Source organism: Curtobacterium sp. MCBD17_008 (genome assembly GCF_003234475.1).
GTDB lineage: Bacteria > Actinomycetota > Actinomycetes > Actinomycetales > Microbacteriaceae > Curtobacterium.
Genome location: NZ_QKTK01000024.1, coordinates 16,112 through 31,336 on the forward strand (window position 1 = coordinate 16,112; position 15,225 = coordinate 31,336).

Genomic DNA, 15,225 nt, shown 5'->3' on the forward strand with positions numbered 1-15,225 from the left:
CCGACGCCCCGGGACTAGGCCATCTCGCCGGCCGAGATCGCCTCGGCTTCGACGCGCTCGGGCTCGGCCCCGTCGTCCACGCGGCGCAGCACCTTCGTGGTGAGCACGACGACCAGGAACGCGATCGCCACGGACACGCCGGCGAAGACGTAGGCGGCACTCGGCGAGTACGCGTCGGCGAGCAGCGTCGCGACGGGCGGTGCGATCGCGCCGCCGATGAAGCGGACGGCGGAGTACGCGCTGGACGCGACGGAGCGGGGCAGATCGGTCGCCTCCATGACGCACTCCGTCAGGACGGTGTTGAGGACACCGAGGACGAGCCCGCCGATCACTACGCAGACGATGAGCCCGGCCTGCGACCGCACGAGGACGGCCGCGGCGAACAGGTCGAGCGCGAGCAGCGGCAGCGCGAGCTTGAGGACGCTCGTGCGGCGCATGCGCGCCGTGAGCATTGGGGCGACCCACACCGAGGTGATCGCGAGCCCGACACCCCAGCCGAAGAACGTGAACCCGATGCCGAGCGCCCCGAACCCGAGGGGGAACGGCGTGTAGGCGAGGAGCACGAAGAAGCCGATGTTGTAGAACAGCGCGGTCGCGGCGAGGGCTGCGAGTGCGGGGCGGCCGAGGGCGCGGAACGGGGCGGAGAGCTTCGTCGGGGTCGGCTTCTCGAGCATCCCGGGCTTCAGCAGAACGAGGATGGCGATGAACGCGACGGCCATCAGCGTGGTCACGCCGAAGAACGGTCCGCGCCAGCTGACCGACCCGAGCAGGCCGCCGACGAGCGGGCCGACCGCGATGCCGAGACCGAGCGCGGCCTCGTACAGGATGATCGCGGAGGCGGTGCCACCGGCGGCGGCGCCGACGATCGTGGCGAGCGCGGTGGAGATGAACAGGGCGTTCCCGAGGCCCCATCCGGCGCGGAAGCCGATGATCGTCCAGACGTCGTTCGACACGGCGGCGAGCACCGAGAAGAGCACGATGAGGGCGAGCCCGGTCATCAGGGTCTTCTTCGCCCCGATCCGGCTCGACACCCAGCTGGTGAAGAACATCGCGACGCCGGTCACGGCGAGGTAGCTCGTGAAGAGCAACTCGGTCTGCGCGGGGGTGGCGTGCAGGGACTCGGCGATCGCGGGGAGGATCGGGTCGACGAGGCCGATGCCCATGAAGGCGACGACGCACGCGAAGGCGATGGCCCACACCGCCGAGGACTGCTTGAGGATCGAGCCGGACTGCCCGGCGGGAGCGTGCGCGTTCACGCGGTGGTCTCCGTTCTGGCCCTCGCTGCGATGAGGGCCGATGCGTGGTGCAGGACGTCCCAGTCGTCGTCGCCCAGGTCCTCGAAGAGGGGGCCGACGGTGCTGGTGAGGGCGGCTCGCCAGGCGACGAGTCGCTCGCGGCCGGCGTCGGTGATCTGGATGAGCTGCCCGCGGGAGTCGTCGGGGTCGACGGTCCGGGCGATCAGCCCATCGGCGGTCATGCCGGCGACCAGGCGGGTCATGGTCGGCTGGGACACCCGCGACGCCGTGGCCAGTTCGCCGAGCCGGAGGGCTTCCTCGGTCTCGAGGATGCCGAGCGTCCGCCAGACGGCGGTGGACGTGGTGTGACCCGTGGCCTGGAGTGCCGACCGGATGAGCCGGTTGACCGAGACGAGGAGCGTCTCGAGCGTCTCGTCCCGATTTGGTTTCACCGTAAAACTGTATAGCAGGGCTATGGATCTGGCAACCGCGCGGGTGCTGGACCGTGCCACCTCCGGCGCTGGTAGAAGGGATGCATGAGCGACATCACGATCCACGAGGGCGACGAGTTCACCGCCATCTTCCACGGGGGCCCGTTCGACGGGACCACGGACACCCGCACGGCCACGAGCGACGCGCTGGACGACGAGGTGACGGTGTTCGCGGACGTCGAGGGCCTCCAGACCGCCTTCACCTACAAGTCGACGGGCTCGCGCCAGGTGCTCGACCAGATCTCGGTCGACTACACCTTCGCGCCCGACGAGTCGGACCCGGTCGACGACCTGCAGGACCGCGGCGACCGCAGCGGCGAGTTCGACCGCGAGTAGCGGTCATCCGCAGCCCCGGTCGTCGGCGACGGCCGGGGCTGGATGCTGCCGGGGCCCGACGCGGTACGCCCGCCGGTCGCGGTCGCGGTCGCGGTCGCGGTCGCGGTCCCGGTCCCGGTCTGACCGGTCGATCGGGAGCGCACCGGAGCCGTCACGCGTTGGAGAACGTCATGCAGGTCGATCTCTGGACGTCCGCGTTCTGCGCGCCGTGCGCCGCCGCCCGACGCGTGGTCGGCGACGCCGCCCGACTCGTGCCGGGGCTCGCCGTCACCGAACGGGACGCCGCTGCCGAGCCCGACGTCGTCGAGGAGCTCGGCATCCGCTCCACGCCCACCGTGGTCGTCCGACGGGACGACGGTACCGAGGTCTTCCGGTCAGCGGGCGTCCCGACCCGCGACCAGTTCCTCGTCGCGGTGGCGAAGGCGCTCGACTGACACCGGCCGCACCTCGGTGACGACCGGCTCCACCGGGCGCCGCAGCGCCCGGAGCGCCCGCCGTCGGAGCCGTCTCACCGCGCGGATGGGTGTCCCGATCGACATCGCCACGCGGCCGATCGCCGACCGGTCGTGGTCGCCCAGGGCGTTCCGCCGCTCCCACGCCCGACGGAGCACACCACCGCGACTGCGCCGTGCGGCGGGACGGTCCACCAGGGCTCCGGCATCCCGCAGCGCCATCAACGCCTCGGCGCGGGCAGCCCAGTCGTCGTCCTGCGGCGCGTGGAAGTAGTTGTCCGTCATCCACTCCGGCCGCACCGTGCCGAAGCGCCCGTGGACGAGGTCGTCCGCGTTCCCCTCGAGCCCGCTGTCCACGAAGACCTCGTTGATGAGCGCCCGCGACGTGCCGAAGTCCGTCAGGGTCAGCGCCGGCACGCCCCGTGCCGCCGCCTCGAGCACGGCGGTGGAACTGATCGTCACGAGCGCCACGGCTCGGTCGAGATGGACCGACATCGGTCCGGCCTCCACCACGAGGTTCGGCGGGGCGTCCGGCGGCACGAGGTCGGCGTACGGGTACCTCTCCCGGTGGGTCTGGTGCTCGCCCGCCGCCGCCCGGGTCTTCACGACGACGCGCCACTCCGGGTGTGCCCGGGCGGTCTCGACGAGCCAGCTCACGACGCGGCGGCGCTCGTCCTCCTCCTTCGGGACGCTCGGTTGGGCGGCGAACACGACCGAGTTCCGCACGACGTCCGTCCGCGACGGAGTCGACGGCCGGGCGAACGGCAGCGTCGCGAGGGCGAACGACGGCTCGACACCGCCCTCCGTCGCCATCGCGGTGTACTCGCGGACCTCGCGGTGGCTGTGCAGCACGAACAGGTCCGCGCGGGCGCGGAGGAACACGCCCTTCCACTTGGCGGGGAACGAGATGCCGGGGAGACCGCTCAGCAGCACCGGTCTGCGTGCGACCGAGCGGCTGACCTGGTCGATGAGGACCTCCGTCACCGGCCCGATGCAGGACACCAACACCGCGTCCGGCGGCTCGGCCTGGAGGCGCGCCACCACGTCGTCCACGCTCATCGGCTCGGGAGGGGCGAGGTCGATCGGGCCGAGACGTGCGTCGACGTCGCGGAAGGCCGCCCGCAGTTGCGCAGTGCTCGCGGACCGCGGCGTCGCCACGGTCAGCAGTTCCAGCGACCAGTGCGGCGGAGCGGTCGAGAGCAGGTGTGCGCCCCACTTCGCGAACGAGTCCGTGTCGACGAGGCCGACCACGCGCCGGCGGCGCGGCCGCGGATCGGACGGGAGGCGGGCCTCCTGTCCGTCACCGGCGTCGCGGTCGTTCCCCGCAGCGCTCACGCACCCACCCGGCGGAGCTTGGCGAGGGGCGCCTCCTCGCCGGGGAAGATGCGCTTGACCCCGTCGCCCATCGCGGTCTCGATGATCCGGACGTCGCGGACCAGGGTGCGGAGGCCGTGCGGCTCGAGCGAGGCCGCGTGGTCGGAGCCCCACATCGTGCGGTCGAGCGTGATGTGTCGTTCCACGGCGGTGGCGCCGAGGGCGACGGCCGCGAGGGAGATCTGCAGGCCCGGCTCGTGCCCGGAGTAGCCGACCGGGACCCCCGCGTAGGCGTACCGGGTGGCGAGGGTGTCGATCATGCGGAGGTTGGCCTCCTCCGGCGGGAGCGGGTACGTCGAGGTGGCGTGCATGAGCACGAGCCGCTCCGTCCCGAGGGTCGACACCGCGCGGTCGATCTGGTCGAGCGTCGACATGCCCGTCGACAGGATCACCGGCTTGCCGGTCGCGGCGACGGCGTTGAGCATCCCGAGGTCGGTGACCGACGCCGAGGCGATCTTGTACGCGACGACGTTGAGGTCCTCGAGGAACGCGACCGACGGTTCGTCCCACGGCGAGGCGAACCAGTCCAGGCCGCGGAGCGTCGCGTGGTCACCGATCTCGATGTACTGGTCGCGGTCGAACTCGACGCGGTACCGGTAGTCCAGGTAGGTCATCTCGCCCCACGGCGTGCTGCGCGGCATCGTCTTCATGTGCTCGGGCGTGGAGATCTCGGGCGTGCGCTTCTGGAACTTGACGGCCTGCATCCCGGCGTCGGCCGCGACGTCGATGAGCTGCTTGGCGATCTCGACGTCTCCGTTGTGGTTGAGGCCGATCTCGCCGATCAGGTAGGCGGGGTTCCCGGCGCCGATGGTGGACATGCCGATGCGGACGCTCATGGTGCTCCGTTCTCCGCAGCGGCGGTCCGCGCGGGGTGGGGGTCGGTGGGGTCGTGCTCTGTGCGGGCGTGCTCGGTGTGGTCGGGGTGCGGCGCGGTGCTCCGGAGCTCGGTGTGGTCGTGTGCGGTGACGGGCTCCACCAGTGGCGCGAGCGCCGCCGCGAGGTCCAGGTCGTGGACGTCGTCGATGTCGATCGCGGTCCGCGCCGGGACCACCGCCAGTTCGACCCGACCGAAGAACCGGTGTCGTGCCGCCTGGAAGCCGTCGACGCGCAGCGCGTAGAAGGCGCCGGTCTCCCGGTACTCGGGCTCCCGGTCCTGCCGGCGTGGGCGGGTGGCGGCGTCGTGGTTCACGGCGACCGCCGACCCGTCCGCCGCGGTGCGCCAGAGGAACGCGTGCGACGGTGCCGCGGCGAGCACCGCGTCGGCGGAACCGGTGAGCACCCGCTCGACCGCGCGGTCGACGGCGACCGGGTCGGTGAAGGGGGAGGTGGCCTGCAGGAAGACGAGGACCTCCGGGGTACCGACGCCGGTACCGACGCCGGTGCCGTCGCCGGTACTGAGCGCCTCCAGGGCGTGCAGGAGGGCGGACTCCGACGAGGCCTCGTCCTCGGCGAGTTCGACCGGCCGGCGGACCACACGGGCGCCGGCCGCGACCGCCTCGGCCGCGATGGCGTCGCCGTCGGTGCTGACGACGACCGCGTCGACCGTCCGGGCGGCCCGGGCGACCGCGATCGACCGCGCGACGAGCGACCGGCCGGCGACCTCGCGGAGGTTCTTGCCGGGGATGCCCTTCGATCCCGCCCGTGCCGGGATCACCGCGATGACGCGGGCGGAGGAGCTCATGCTCGGAAACGTAGGGAGCGGTGGTGACGCTGAGGGGAACGACAGGGGGACGGGTGACGAACCGTTCCCGAAGCAGGTCGAGGCCGGCACCGCTCACCGCCGGAGCCGGGCGCGACACCTCGTCTATCGTCGAGGGATGCTCGGTGCCGACGACGTCCTCGACCCGCCGCCTCGACGCGTCCTCGTGGCGGGGACCGCAGGCGTCGGCAAGACCACCACCGCCCGACGCATCGCGCAGGCCGTCGGTGCGCCGCACACCGAGATCGACGCGCTGTACCACGGGCCCGGGTGGACGGTGCGGTCGACCTTCGCGCAGGACGTCGACGCGTTCACGGCCGCACCGGCATGGGTCACCGAGTGGCAGTACCGGTCGGTGCGGGCGCTCCTCGTCGACCGAGCGGACACCCTGGTGTGGCTGGACCTCCCGAAGCCGGTGGCGTTCTGGCGACTGCTCCGCAGGACCGTCCGACGACGGCTCCGGCGCATCGAGCTGTGGAACGGGAACGTCGAGCCGCCGTTGTGGACGGTCGTCACCCGGCGCGAGCACATCCTCCGGTGGGGGATCGCGACCCGGAACGAGACCCGCAAGCGGGTGGCGGCGCTCGCCGACTCGACTCCACACCTCCGCGTCGTGCGGCTGCGCTCACAGCGGGACGTCGAGCGGTTCGTCCACCGCCTGCTGGCCGGCACCGAATATGATCGTCGGCGTCCGCCTCCGTAGCTCAGTGGATAGAGCAGGTGGTTTCTACCCACCGTGCCGCGGGTTCGATTCCTGCCGGGGGCACCGACGACGAAGGCCGCCACCCCGTCCGGGTGGCGGCCTCCGTCATGCTGTCACGGGTCAGTCCTCGTCGGTGTCCGCGCGTCGACGCAGTTCGCTCGCACTGACCGGGTTCGCGTACGACGCCCCCGGCCCGGCGTCGGCACGGTCGCCCTGGGTACCAGCACCCTGGTCCTCACGATCGCCGGCCGGGGCGCGGTCGTCGCGAGCGGCGGGCAGGTCGTTCCGTGCGGGCTGCTCGTCCCGCTGCTCATCCCGCAGGACGGGGGAGCGGTCGGCGGACCCGGGGCGGCCCGCGGCGTCGATGCGGACGTCGTCGACCACGTCGTCGTTGTCGGCATCGCGGGAAGCCGACCACCCGGGCGTCGTGGCGGCCGGTGCCGGGGTGGCGGCCCGGAACGCGGGGGAGCCGAGCGACGGGCGGATCGGGGTCGTCTCGCCTTCGGAGTATGGCCGGGTGACGTTGTCCGAGATCGGCACGGTCGCGTCCTGGCCGTTCGCCGGGGCGGAGGCGGCGGGGGCCGACCGGGTCACGCTGGGCTGTGCCGGGCGGAGGGACGTCGTCGTCGGCGTGGGTGCCGGCTCGGGAGCCCGGGAGGAGTCGACCTTGTCCGCGTTCCACTCCTGCTGCCGCTTGATGAGGTCGGCGTCCGGGTCGGGTGTGTCGAACTTCCACCGCTCCAGGTCGCTCTTGAAGAGCTTGCGCGTCCGGTTGGGGCGGGCCTGCCACTCGAGCATCCGGTCGCGGAACTCGGCGAGGGCGTTGTCCGCGTGGGAGGTGAAGGTCGAGGAGTTCTTCTTGATGTCGGCGATCTCGTGCTTCGCCCAGTCCGCGGCGACCGGTGCTCCGGCGATCGGGAGCAAGCGCAGGCGGATGTCGGCGTCCTCGGCCAGGTGGTCCGCGTAGGCGCGCTCCTCGTGACCGAGCGACCCCCAGCTGGCTGCCTTCCGCGCCGCCGAGACGAGGCCGGCGACGGCCGCGTTCCTGGCCTCGCGCTCCTGGTGGGCCACGACGCGCTTGGCGGCTCCGCGGCCGATCAGCGCCGCGATGACGCCCGCCACGATGATCGCGACGAAGGGGATGACCGCCCCCGACAGCACGCGCCAGCCCGTGTCGGACGAGGTCCAGTCGATCAGGTCGTTCCACCACTGCATGCGCGTACCGTACTTCCGGATCGGTCAGGTCCCGGGGACGACAGGCGGACGGGGCGGACATCCGCTCCACCCGGTGCCGCCGTGCGCGACCGTCACCAGCGGAGGGTGTCGACCGCGTCCTCGGCGTTCCACACGTTCGGGAGCTCGACGAACCGTCGCTCGGCAGCCACGTAGCGACGTGCGCGGTAGGCGGTGCCACCGGCCACGTCGACGCGGTCGACGTAGCCCACGATCTCCCCGTTCGCCCGCGTCACGCGGCTCAGGTCGTCACGGACGTCGAGGATGCGGAGGTCGCCTCGCGACCGCGCCGTCGGGCGGGGTGAGTGGATGCTGAGCCGGGCGTCCGTCGTGGACTGCATGTGGGCCTCCTGGTCGTGTGATCTGGGACGACCGTACGACCGACCACCGACACGCCGGAGGCGCCGGAACAGGGTGGGGAACACCGCCGAGCGCCGCCGTGTTGTGGAGGACAGTCCAGTACCGCGCTCTCCGGAGCCAGGAAGGTAGGTCCCCATGACCACGTTCGTCCTCGCCGGTGGTTGCTTCTGGTGTCTCGACGCCGTCTACCGCACGCTCCAGGGCGTGCAGGACGTCGTGTCCGGGTACACCGGCGGCAGCGACCCGCACCCGACCTACGAGCAGGTGTGCACCGGCACCACCGGCCACGCCGAGGCGGTCGCCGTCACCTTCGACGAGTCGGTCCTCCCGGCGGACGTCGTCCTCGACGTCTTCTTCACCCTCCACGACCCGCGGCAGCTGAACCGTCAGGGAGCCGACGTCGGCACGCAGTACCGCTCCGCGATGTTCCCGGCGGACGACGAGCAGCGTGCGCTGTTCGAGCGGGCGATCGAACGCGCGTCCGACATGTGGGACGGCGAGGTCGTCACGACGCTCGAGCCGCTCGGGGCGTTCCACCGCGCCGAGGAGTACCACCAGGACTTCTTCGCGAAGAACCCGGGTCAGGGCTACTGCCTCGCCGTCGCGCTGCCCAAGGTGACCAAGGTGCGCAAGGCGTACGGTCAGTACATCCTGGCGTCCTGACGGAGGGGCGCCGGGGCCACGAGGAGGTGGTCGGACGATGACGAACGACACGATGCCGGACACGACGACGGAGACCTGGGTGGCCGTCGGTCCGGCCGGTGCGGTGGGCACGATCCACCGCGCGGCGGACGGGTTCCGGGTCGAGCTCTACGGACGACGCGGTCCGGGTGGGACGTACCCGTCGCTCCAGTCGGCCAAGGGCGCCGTCCACAAGGCGATGGGTCCGCTCGCGGACCGGCCCGAGTTCCACGCGCACTGACCGAGGGGCCGCTGACGCGGCTCCCGACCGGGAGGCCCGGATCACCTTCCCTCCACAGGGACCGTGATCCGGGCCTCGCGTCCACAGTTCGACGACGCGCCACGGTCGGAGCGGCCCCCCGATCGACGATCGGTGCATGAACGACACGATCACGGTCTGCGGCATCATCGCCACCGAACCCCGACACCTCGTCACCGAGACGGGTGTCGCCATCACGAGCATGCGTCTCGCCTCGCCGTCGCGCCGCTGGGACCGCAGGACGTCCAGCTGGGTCAACGGCCCCACGAACTGGTACACGGTCACGGCGTTCCGGTCGCTCGCGGCCAACGTGCACAAGTCCGTGAAGAAGGGCGACCGCATCGTCGTCACCGGACGCGTCCGGATCCGGAACTGGGAGCGCGACGGGCGGGGCGGCACCTCCGTCGAGATCGACGCCGACGCGCTCGGCCACGACCTCGCCTGGGGCATCAGCAACTGGATCCGCGTCCCGCGCCACGTCGGCGATGTGCAGACCACCACCGCACCGGGCCCGGACGTCGACCCCCGGACGGGCGAGGTCGGCCCGGACGACCCCGACGCGGACCTGCACGACGACGGCCCGGTCGCGCACGCGACCGAGTCCGTCGAGCACGTGCGCGGACACGGCGACCACGGTGACGACGTGCTCGCCGGACCCCTCGAGGACGCGTCGTACGACGCGGGAGCGGTCGGCGTGCACGACACCGTGGCGCGCGGCGACGGCCCCGTGTCTCCCGACGAGCTGTTCCCGGGGCAGGAGCCCGGATGACGCCGCGACCGTCGCCACGGCGTCCTGGGCACCACCGACCGCGACGACACCGACCGCGACGACACCGCGAGCGGGGCAGCGCTGGCCGCGTCGGATCGGTAGACTCGCTCCGATATGGCTGAGTACATCTACCAGATGGTCCGCGCCCGCAAGGCGGTCGGCGACAAGCTGATCCTCGACGACGTCACGATGTCGTTCCTCCCCGGCGCCAAGATCGGCGTCGTCGGACCGAACGGTGCGGGCAAGTCGACGATCCTGAAGATCATGGCGGGGCTCGACCAGCCGTCCAACGGCGAGGCGAAGCTGACCCCGGGCTTCACCGTCGGGATCCTCATGCAGGAGCCCGAACTCGACGAGACCAAGACGGTGCTCGAGAACGTGCAGGAGGGTGTCGGGGAGATCCACGGCAAGCTCGCGCGCTTCAACGAGATCTCGGCCGCGATGGCCGAGCCCGACGCGGACTTCGACGCGCTCCTCGCCGAGATGGGCACGCTGCAGGAGGAGATCGACGCGGCCGACGCGTGGGACCTCGACTCGCAGCTCGAGCAGGCGATGGCCGCGCTCCAGTGCCCCCCGGGGGACGAGCTCGTCACGCACCTGTCCGGTGGTGAGAAGCGCCGCGTCGCGCTCTGCAAGCTCCTGCTCCAGAAGCCCGACCTGCTCCTGCTCGACGAGCCCACCAACCACCTCGACGCCGAGAGCGTGCAGTGGCTCGAGCAGCACCTGCAGCAGTACCACGGTGCGGTCCTCGCCGTGACCCACGACCGGTACTTCCTCGACCACGTCGCGCAGTGGATCGCCGAGGTCGACCGCGGCCGGCTCTACCCGTACGAGGGCAACTACTCGACCTACCTCGAGAAGAAGCGCGCCCGTCTCGAGGTCCAGGGCAAGAAGGACGCCAAGCTCGCCAAGCGCCTGTCGTCCGAGCTCGACTGGGTCCGCAGCAACGCGAAGGGCCGCCAGGCGAAGTCCAAGGCGCGTCTGGCCCGCTACGAGGAGATGGTCAACGAGGCCGAGCGCACGCGCAAGCTCGACTTCGAGGAGATCGTGATCCCCGTCGGTCCGCGCCTCGGGTCCCAGGTCATCGACGCCGAGCACCTCCACAAGCAGTTCGGTGAGCGCGTCATCATCGGCGACCTGTCGTTCACGCTGCCGCGGAACGGCATCGTCGGGGTCATCGGCCCGAACGGCGTCGGCAAGACCACGCTGTTCAAGACGATCGTCGGGCTCGAACCCCTCGACGGCGGCCAGCTCAAGATCGGCGAGACGGTCGACATCTCCTACGTCGACCAGAGCCGCGGTGGCATCGACCCGAACAAGAACCTGTGGGAGGTCGTGTCCGACGGCCTCGACTACATCCAGGTCGGCAAGACCGAGATCCCGTCGCGCGCCTACGTGTCGCAGTTCGGGTTCAAGGGCCCGGACCAGCAGAAGCGTGCGGGCATCCTGTCCGGCGGTGAGCGCAACCGTCTGAACCTCGCGCTGACGCTCAAGCAGGGCGGCAACCTGCTGCTCCTCGACGAGCCCACGAACGACCTGGACGTCGAGACCCTCGGCAGCCTCGAGAACGCCCTCCTCGAGTACCCCGGTTGTGCCGTGGTCATCACGCACGACCGGTGGTTCCTCGACCGCATCGCGACGCACATCCTCGCGTGGGAGGGCCTGAACGAGGACGGCACGCCGATCTGGTACTGGTTCGAGGGCAACTTCGAGGCCTACGAGGAGAACAAGGTCGAGCGCCTCGGGGCCGACGCCGCGAAGCCCGGCCGCGCGACGTACCGCAAGCTCACGCGGGACTAGTCCCCGTGGCGAGACTGCACGCGCCGGTCCGCATCCGCTGGAGCGACATCGACGCCTACGGGCACGTCAACAACTCGGCGATGCTCCGGCTGCTCGAGGAAGCGCGCGTGCTGGCGTTCTGGGCGCCGGACCCCGACGAGGTCGACGAGTCGGGGTTCGCGCCGGAACCCGTGATCGACGGGCGGCCGGGCTCCGGGACGATGACGGTCATCGCGGCGCAGCGGCTCGAGTACCTCGCGTCGACGCCGTACTTCCGTCGGCCGCTCGACATCCAGCTGTGGATCGGGCGGATCGGCGGGGCCAGCCTGGACATCTCGTACGAGGTCTGGTCGCCCGTCGGACACGAGCCGGCGGAGCTGTACACGCGCGCCACCACGGCGCTCGTCCTCGTGGACGCGACGACCAACCGACCGCGACGGCTCACCGAAGCCGAGCGGGCGGCGTGTCAGCCGTACATCGAGCCGGCCGTGCAGTTCTCCCGGCCGTGACCCCGGTCCGGCGCTGACCGCTCCGCCGCACCAGAACAGGCCCCGCTCGTCGAGCGGGGCCTGTCTCACGCGACGGGGAGGCGCATCATGCCCTCCTGCGCGACGGTCGCCAGCAGCCGGCCGTCGCGGGAGAACATGCGACCGAGCGCCAGCCCCCGACCGCCCTGGGCGCTCGGCGACTCCTGCGCGTAGAGGACCCAGTCGTCCGCCCGGCCGTCGCGGTGCCACCACATCGCGTGGTCGAGGCTCGCGAGCTTCACGCCCGGGGTGCCCCACGCGACGCCGTGCCGACGCATGATCGGTTCGAGGAGGGACAGGTCGCTCGCGTAGGCCAGGACCGCGCGGTGCAGAGCGGGGTCGTCGGGGAGGTCGCCCTCGACCCGGAACCAGACCGCCTGGTGCGCGACGCGGGCGCCCTGCACGTCGAAGTAGACCGGACCGTCGACGTGCCGCAGGTCGATCGACCGCTCCGCCCAGGCCTGCGCCGTGGGGTGGTCGACCGCGCCCAGCACCGACGCCGCCGACGGGAGCGACTCCGGGTCGGGGACGTCCACCGGGAACGGGTCCTGGTGCTCCGCTCCGGCGTCCGGCACCTGGAAGGACGCGATCATCGAGAAGATCGGGAGACCGTTCTGGTATGCCTGCGCCCGTCGGGTCGCGAACGAGCGGCCGTCGTGGATGCGCTCCACACCGAAGGTGATCGGGACGTCGATCGCACCGGGGCGCAGGAAGTAGCCGTGGACGGAGTGGATGTCCCGGCCCTCGATGGTGGCCTGCGCCGCGACGATGCACTGCGCCAGCACCTGGCCGCCGAAGACCCGACCTCCGGGGGACCAGTGGCTGGCACCGGTCAGGATCGTCTCGCGGGTGCTCGCTCCGGTGTCCTCGAGTCGCAGGGTCGTGAGGAAGTCGGGTTCGCGGATCACGCCGCCAGTCTACGAACGGGTCCCGGTGTGGCCGGGGAGGGCGCGGACGCACCCATCGCGGCGCCGCGGTCGACGACGCCCGACGGGGCCGGGTCCTCCTGCTCGATGGCGTCGTCTGCGACGTCCGCGGAGACCGTTCCCTGCGGGTCGACGAGACCCGCCGCCGTCGGGGACGTCCGGAGCAGACTCCACGCCGCCACCGCGACGAGCGCTCCACCCACGCTGGCCACCCACGGGGTGAGCGCACGGGACCAGAGGTCGGGTGCGACGAGCCAGACGAGGTGGTTGGCGACGACCGAACCCGTTCCGCCGAGGAACAGGGCGAGACGAGGACGGAGGCTCGGGCCGGCCAGCAGCCCGGTGACGACGAGGACCGAGAGCAGTGCGTTGACGAGGTGTGGCATGGGCGGGACAGGAGGGAACGAGACGGGACGAGACGGGTGGGGACGACGGCTGTGCCATCGGGAGGCGGGGCGACGGGCCGACCCGCTGCGGGTCGGCCCGTCGCCCTCGGGGTGCGTCGGCTCAGCTGCCGGCGGGGCCACCCTGACCGACCGCGAGCGGCTGCGCGCCGGCCGCGGAACCGGTGTCGGCACCGCTCGTGCTGACGGCGATCTTCCGGGGCTTCGACGACTCCTGCACGGGGATCGTGACGCTCAGCACGCCGTTGTCGTAGTGCGCGGCGATCCGCTCGACGTCGAGGCCGTCGCCGAGGGTGAGCTGACGGACGAACGAGCCAGGCTGGCGCTCCCGCGTGAGCCACTGCGCGCCGTCGGGAGCCCCGAGGGTGCGCTCGGCCCGGATGGTGAGGACCGATCCGTCGACGTCGATGTCGACCGATCCCGGATCGACTCCGGGCAGGTCGACGTCCATGACGTAGTGGTCGCCGGCGCGGTAGAGGTCCATCGGCATCGAGCGGGGCCCGGCTGCTGCTCCGCTGAGGAGGGATCCGGCGAGACGGTCCAGCTCGCGGAACGGATCGAAGGTCATGGCCATCTGAATCAACTCCTTCACTGAGTGCTTCGCGGTTGAGTCGCCGTGACTCAACTCCCATCCGTTCTAGCACTCGAACCCGAAGAGTGCCAAGAGTGGGCTCAGAGCTCGCTGAGGGCCGGACCAGGGAGCGTCAGGACGGTCGCGGCTAGGATCGACGGTGACATGAGCAGCTCGTTCACCCTTCCCGACGCCGCCTCGCTCGGTGACCTCCGCACCTACCTCGGACGAGCCGCTCGGATCGAGGACGGGTCCGTCCGCCTCATCGCCGACTCCGGTGTCCTGGCCGTCTACACGGCGATCCTCTACCCGCTCGGGCTGCTCGACGAACTGCCCACCGTGCTCGGTCTGCGCACGTTCGCCCTCACCCAGCCGGAGCACATCGACGTCGTGGTGCCGCTCCGCTCGTTCCAGGAGCGCCTGCGTCTGCTCGCGGAGGCGAACGACGTGGAGCACGCCGACGCAGCCGACCCGACCCGGGCGACCCCGATCGAGGTCGAGCTGCCGCTCGAGGTGCACACCGTGACCTGGGCTGCGATCTCCCCGCCCCGCGGCGGCTGGGTGCCGCTGCCCGACGTGTCGGCGGAACTGCTGCACCGTGCTGCGCGCCAGGGGATCGACGAGGTCGCCGCCTCCGTGCCGACGAGCTCGGGGGAGTCCATCGTCCGCCGCGTCCGTTCCGAGGTCTGGGGTCGGCCGATCCCGGGCGTCGAGCACCTGCCGGCCGGCGCGGGCTTCGCCGCCGAGAGCCTCGGTTTCCTCGGGACCGAACCGGTCCGGCTGTTCGAGACGGGGCCGTGGAGCCGGCTGACGACCTCCAGGGGGCACGTGCTCGTGAAGCGGCGGGCCTGGACGCTTAGTTCCTGACGGACGGACCGGAGGCCCGTGGCGGGGTCGCCACGGGCCTCCCGTCCGTCGTTCCGCCGCGGCGGCGGCCGCCGCTCCCGTCAGTCGAACGCGTTCGTCATCGCGTGTGCCGCGCGGTCGAGGTACGCCCACAGTTCGGCCTCGTCGAGGGGCGCGAGGTCGAGTGACTCGACCGCGTCCTGCATGTGCTGGAGCCAGTGCTCGCGTGCCTCGGGGGTGATGCGGAACGGGTGGTGCCGCATCCGGAGCCGGGGATGGCCGCGCTGCTCGCTGTAGGTCGACGGGCCGCCCCAGTACTGCTGGAGGAACTGCGAGAGCCGCCAGACCGCGCCGTCGAGGTCGTCTGCCGGGTACATCGGCCAGATCACCTCGTCCTGCTGCACGCCCTCGTAGAAGCGGCGGACCAGGCGGTCGAAGGTCGGGGCGCCGCCGATGCGGTCGAACAGGGAACCGCTCGCCGCAGCCCCGCCGAGTCCGACACGGAGCGTGACGGGCTGCGCGGGGACGCCCGGGGCCGGCTCACCCGTGGGGGGACCTGTCCCCTATACACATCTGACGC

Annotated in this window: 20 protein-coding genes and 1 tRNA gene; 10 read left to right on the plus strand and 11 right to left on the minus strand. The window is 71.7% G+C overall.

The features are described from left to right. Positions 1–14: 14 nt before the first annotated feature. Positions 15–1,256: an MFS transporter gene (locus DEI95_RS15890; RefSeq protein WP_110900649.1), complete on the minus strand. Its 1,242-nt coding sequence runs from the start codon at positions 1,254–1,256 to the stop codon at positions 15–17. Continuing rightward, the gene (locus DEI95_RS16800; RefSeq protein ID WP_181420597.1) at positions 1,253–1,687 is read right to left on the minus strand and encodes a MarR family winged helix-turn-helix transcriptional regulator; all 435 of its coding nucleotides are present in this window, start codon (positions 1,685–1,687) and stop codon (positions 1,253–1,255) included. Before DEI95_RS16800 ends, DEI95_RS15890 begins: the two co-directional genes overlap by 4 nt. 84 nt (positions 1,688–1,771) lie before the next feature. On the opposite strand from DEI95_RS16800, the gene DEI95_RS16805 reads away from it, so the two are divergent. Both DEI95_RS16805 and DEI95_RS15900 read left to right on the plus strand, forming a co-directional pair. Next, entirely contained in the window at positions 1,772–2,062 is a 291-nt protein-coding gene (locus DEI95_RS16805; protein WP_110823756.1) for a hypothetical protein, read from the plus strand. Positions 2,063–2,232: 170 nt separating this feature from the next. Further along, positions 2,233–2,496, plus strand: coding sequence for a thioredoxin family protein (locus DEI95_RS15900; protein WP_110824008.1), 264 nt, complete (start codon positions 2,233–2,235; stop codon positions 2,494–2,496). Here the strand turns inward: DEI95_RS15900 and DEI95_RS15905 are convergent. From DEI95_RS15905 to DEI95_RS15915, 3 genes are read right to left on the minus strand one after another with little or no spacing between them, the layout of a single operon-like run. Further along, entirely contained in the window at positions 2,437–3,849 is a 1,413-nt protein-coding gene (locus tag DEI95_RS15905; protein ID WP_111060851.1) for a DUF6716 putative glycosyltransferase, read from the minus strand. The genes DEI95_RS15900 and DEI95_RS15905 overlap by 60 nt on opposite strands. Further along, positions 3,846–4,724: an N-acetylneuraminate synthase family protein gene (locus DEI95_RS15910; protein ID WP_110823758.1), complete on the minus strand. Its 879-nt coding sequence runs from the start codon at positions 4,722–4,724 to the stop codon at positions 3,846–3,848. The genes DEI95_RS15905 and DEI95_RS15910 overlap by 4 nt, the downstream gene beginning before the upstream one ends. Next, on the minus strand, positions 4,721–5,569 hold the full coding sequence (locus DEI95_RS15915) for a cytidylyltransferase domain-containing protein (protein ID WP_258367632.1): 849 nt from the start codon (positions 5,567–5,569) through the stop codon (positions 4,721–4,723). Before DEI95_RS15915 ends, DEI95_RS15910 begins: the two co-directional genes overlap by 4 nt. A gap of 136 nt (positions 5,570–5,705) precedes the next feature. On the opposite strand from DEI95_RS15915, the gene DEI95_RS15920 reads away from it, so the two are divergent. Both DEI95_RS15920 and DEI95_RS15925 read left to right on the plus strand, forming a co-directional pair. Further along, positions 5,706–6,290 (plus strand): AAA family ATPase, encoded by a 585-nt coding sequence (locus DEI95_RS15920; RefSeq protein WP_110823760.1) that lies wholly within the window; start codon positions 5,706–5,708, stop codon positions 6,288–6,290. Further along, positions 6,281–6,353 (plus strand) — tRNA-Arg (locus DEI95_RS15925). Before DEI95_RS15920 ends, DEI95_RS15925 begins: the two co-directional genes overlap by 10 nt. Before the next feature lie 57 nt (positions 6,354–6,410). Here the strand turns inward: DEI95_RS15925 and DEI95_RS15930 are convergent. Together DEI95_RS15930 and DEI95_RS15935 are read right to left on the minus strand one after the other, a co-directional pair. After that, positions 6,411–7,505 (minus strand): hypothetical protein, encoded by a 1,095-nt coding sequence (locus DEI95_RS15930; RefSeq protein WP_111060852.1) that lies wholly within the window; start codon positions 7,503–7,505, stop codon positions 6,411–6,413. Positions 7,506–7,597: 92 nt separating this feature from the next. After that, positions 7,598–7,864: a hypothetical protein gene (locus DEI95_RS15935; RefSeq protein ID WP_110823762.1), complete on the minus strand. Its 267-nt coding sequence runs from the start codon at positions 7,862–7,864 to the stop codon at positions 7,598–7,600. Between the two features lie 154 nt (positions 7,865–8,018). Here DEI95_RS15935 and msrA point away from each other — a divergent pair, with 154 nt between their 5' ends. From msrA to DEI95_RS15960, 5 genes are all read left to right on the plus strand, one after another. Next, a complete protein-coding gene (gene msrA, locus DEI95_RS15940; protein WP_111060853.1) occupies positions 8,019–8,546 on the plus strand; it encodes a peptide-methionine (S)-S-oxide reductase MsrA in 528 nt (175 codons plus the stop codon). A 37-nt stretch (positions 8,547–8,583) separates the two neighbouring features. Beyond that, the gene (locus DEI95_RS15945) at positions 8,584–8,805 is read left to right on the plus strand and encodes a methyltransferase (RefSeq protein ID WP_258365732.1); all 222 of its coding nucleotides are present in this window, start codon (positions 8,584–8,586) and stop codon (positions 8,803–8,805) included. Between the two features lie 136 nt (positions 8,806–8,941). Continuing rightward, positions 8,942–9,592 (plus strand): single-stranded DNA-binding protein, encoded by a 651-nt coding sequence (locus DEI95_RS15950; protein ID WP_110823764.1) that lies wholly within the window; start codon positions 8,942–8,944, stop codon positions 9,590–9,592. A gap of 114 nt (positions 9,593–9,706) precedes the next feature. Further along, a complete protein-coding gene (gene ettA / locus DEI95_RS15955; protein WP_110823765.1) occupies positions 9,707–11,392 on the plus strand; it encodes an energy-dependent translational throttle protein EttA in 1,686 nt (561 codons plus the stop codon). Between the two features lie 5 nt (positions 11,393–11,397). After that, positions 11,398–11,880 carry a thioesterase family protein gene (locus DEI95_RS15960; protein WP_111060854.1) on the plus strand — a complete coding sequence of 161 codons (483 nt, stop codon included), beginning with the start codon at positions 11,398–11,400 and terminating at the stop codon, positions 11,878–11,880. 65 nt (positions 11,881–11,945) lie between these two features. Here DEI95_RS15960 and DEI95_RS15965 read toward each other — a convergent pair whose 3' ends face one another. The 3 genes from DEI95_RS15965 to DEI95_RS15975 form a co-directional block, all read right to left on the minus strand. Next, the gene (locus tag DEI95_RS15965) at positions 11,946–12,806 is read right to left on the minus strand and encodes an acyl-CoA thioesterase II (RefSeq protein ID WP_110890248.1); all 861 of its coding nucleotides are present in this window, start codon (positions 12,804–12,806) and stop codon (positions 11,946–11,948) included. Then, on the minus strand, positions 12,803–13,210 hold the full coding sequence (locus tag DEI95_RS15970) for a hypothetical protein (RefSeq protein WP_111060855.1): 408 nt from the start codon (positions 13,208–13,210) through the stop codon (positions 12,803–12,805). Before DEI95_RS15970 ends, DEI95_RS15965 begins: the two co-directional genes overlap by 4 nt. A 121-nt stretch (positions 13,211–13,331) precedes the next feature. After that, complete coding sequence (locus DEI95_RS15975) at positions 13,332–13,802, minus strand: Hsp20/alpha crystallin family protein (RefSeq protein ID WP_111060856.1); 471 nt, start codon at positions 13,800–13,802, stop codon at positions 13,332–13,334. A 162-nt stretch (positions 13,803–13,964) separates the two neighbouring features. Here DEI95_RS15975 and DEI95_RS15980 point away from each other — a divergent pair, with 162 nt between their 5' ends. Continuing rightward, positions 13,965–14,666, plus strand: coding sequence for a hypothetical protein (locus DEI95_RS15980; protein WP_110823770.1), 702 nt, complete (start codon positions 13,965–13,967; stop codon positions 14,664–14,666). Positions 14,667–14,746: 80 nt separating this feature from the next. On the opposite strand, the gene DEI95_RS15985 is transcribed toward DEI95_RS15980, so the two are convergent. Next, positions 14,747–15,112, minus strand: a complete 366-nt coding sequence (locus tag DEI95_RS15985) for a globin (RefSeq protein WP_111060857.1) — start codon at positions 15,110–15,112, stop codon at positions 14,747–14,749. Positions 15,113–15,225 lie beyond the last annotated feature (113 nt).

Coding starts and splice junctions, on each gene's coding strand:
- DEI95_RS16805 (WP_110823756.1), top strand. CDS start 1,772: ATGAGCGACATCACGATCCACGAGGGCGACGAGTTCACCGCCATCTTC.
- DEI95_RS15900 (WP_110824008.1), top strand. CDS start 2,233: ATGCAGGTCGATCTCTGGACGTCCGCGTTCTGCGCGCCGTGCGCCGCC.
- DEI95_RS15910 (WP_110823758.1), bottom strand. CDS start 4,724: ATGAGCGTCCGCATCGGCATGTCCACCATCGGCGCCGGGAACCCCGCC.
- DEI95_RS15915 (WP_258367632.1), bottom strand. CDS start 5,569: ATGAGCTCCTCCGCCCGCGTCATCGCGGTGATCCCGGCACGGGCGGGA.
- DEI95_RS15920 (WP_110823760.1), top strand. CDS start 5,706: ATGCTCGGTGCCGACGACGTCCTCGACCCGCCGCCTCGACGCGTCCTC.
- DEI95_RS15930 (WP_111060852.1), bottom strand. CDS start 7,505: ATGCAGTGGTGGAACGACCTGATCGACTGGACCTCGTCCGACACGGGC.
- DEI95_RS15935 (WP_110823762.1), bottom strand. CDS start 7,864: ATGCAGTCCACGACGGACGCCCGGCTCAGCATCCACTCACCCCGCCCG.
- msrA (WP_111060853.1), top strand. CDS start 8,019: ATGACCACGTTCGTCCTCGCCGGTGGTTGCTTCTGGTGTCTCGACGCC.
- DEI95_RS15945 (WP_258365732.1), top strand. CDS start 8,584: ATGACGAACGACACGATGCCGGACACGACGACGGAGACCTGGGTGGCC.
- DEI95_RS15950 (WP_110823764.1), top strand. CDS start 8,942: ATGAACGACACGATCACGGTCTGCGGCATCATCGCCACCGAACCCCGA.
- ettA (WP_110823765.1), top strand. CDS start 9,707: ATGGCTGAGTACATCTACCAGATGGTCCGCGCCCGCAAGGCGGTCGGC.
- DEI95_RS15970 (WP_111060855.1), bottom strand. CDS start 13,210: ATGCCACACCTCGTCAACGCACTGCTCTCGGTCCTCGTCGTCACCGGG.
- DEI95_RS15975 (WP_111060856.1), bottom strand. CDS start 13,802: ATGGCCATGACCTTCGATCCGTTCCGCGAGCTGGACCGTCTCGCCGGA.
- DEI95_RS15980 (WP_110823770.1), top strand. CDS start 13,965: ATGAGCAGCTCGTTCACCCTTCCCGACGCCGCCTCGCTCGGTGACCTC.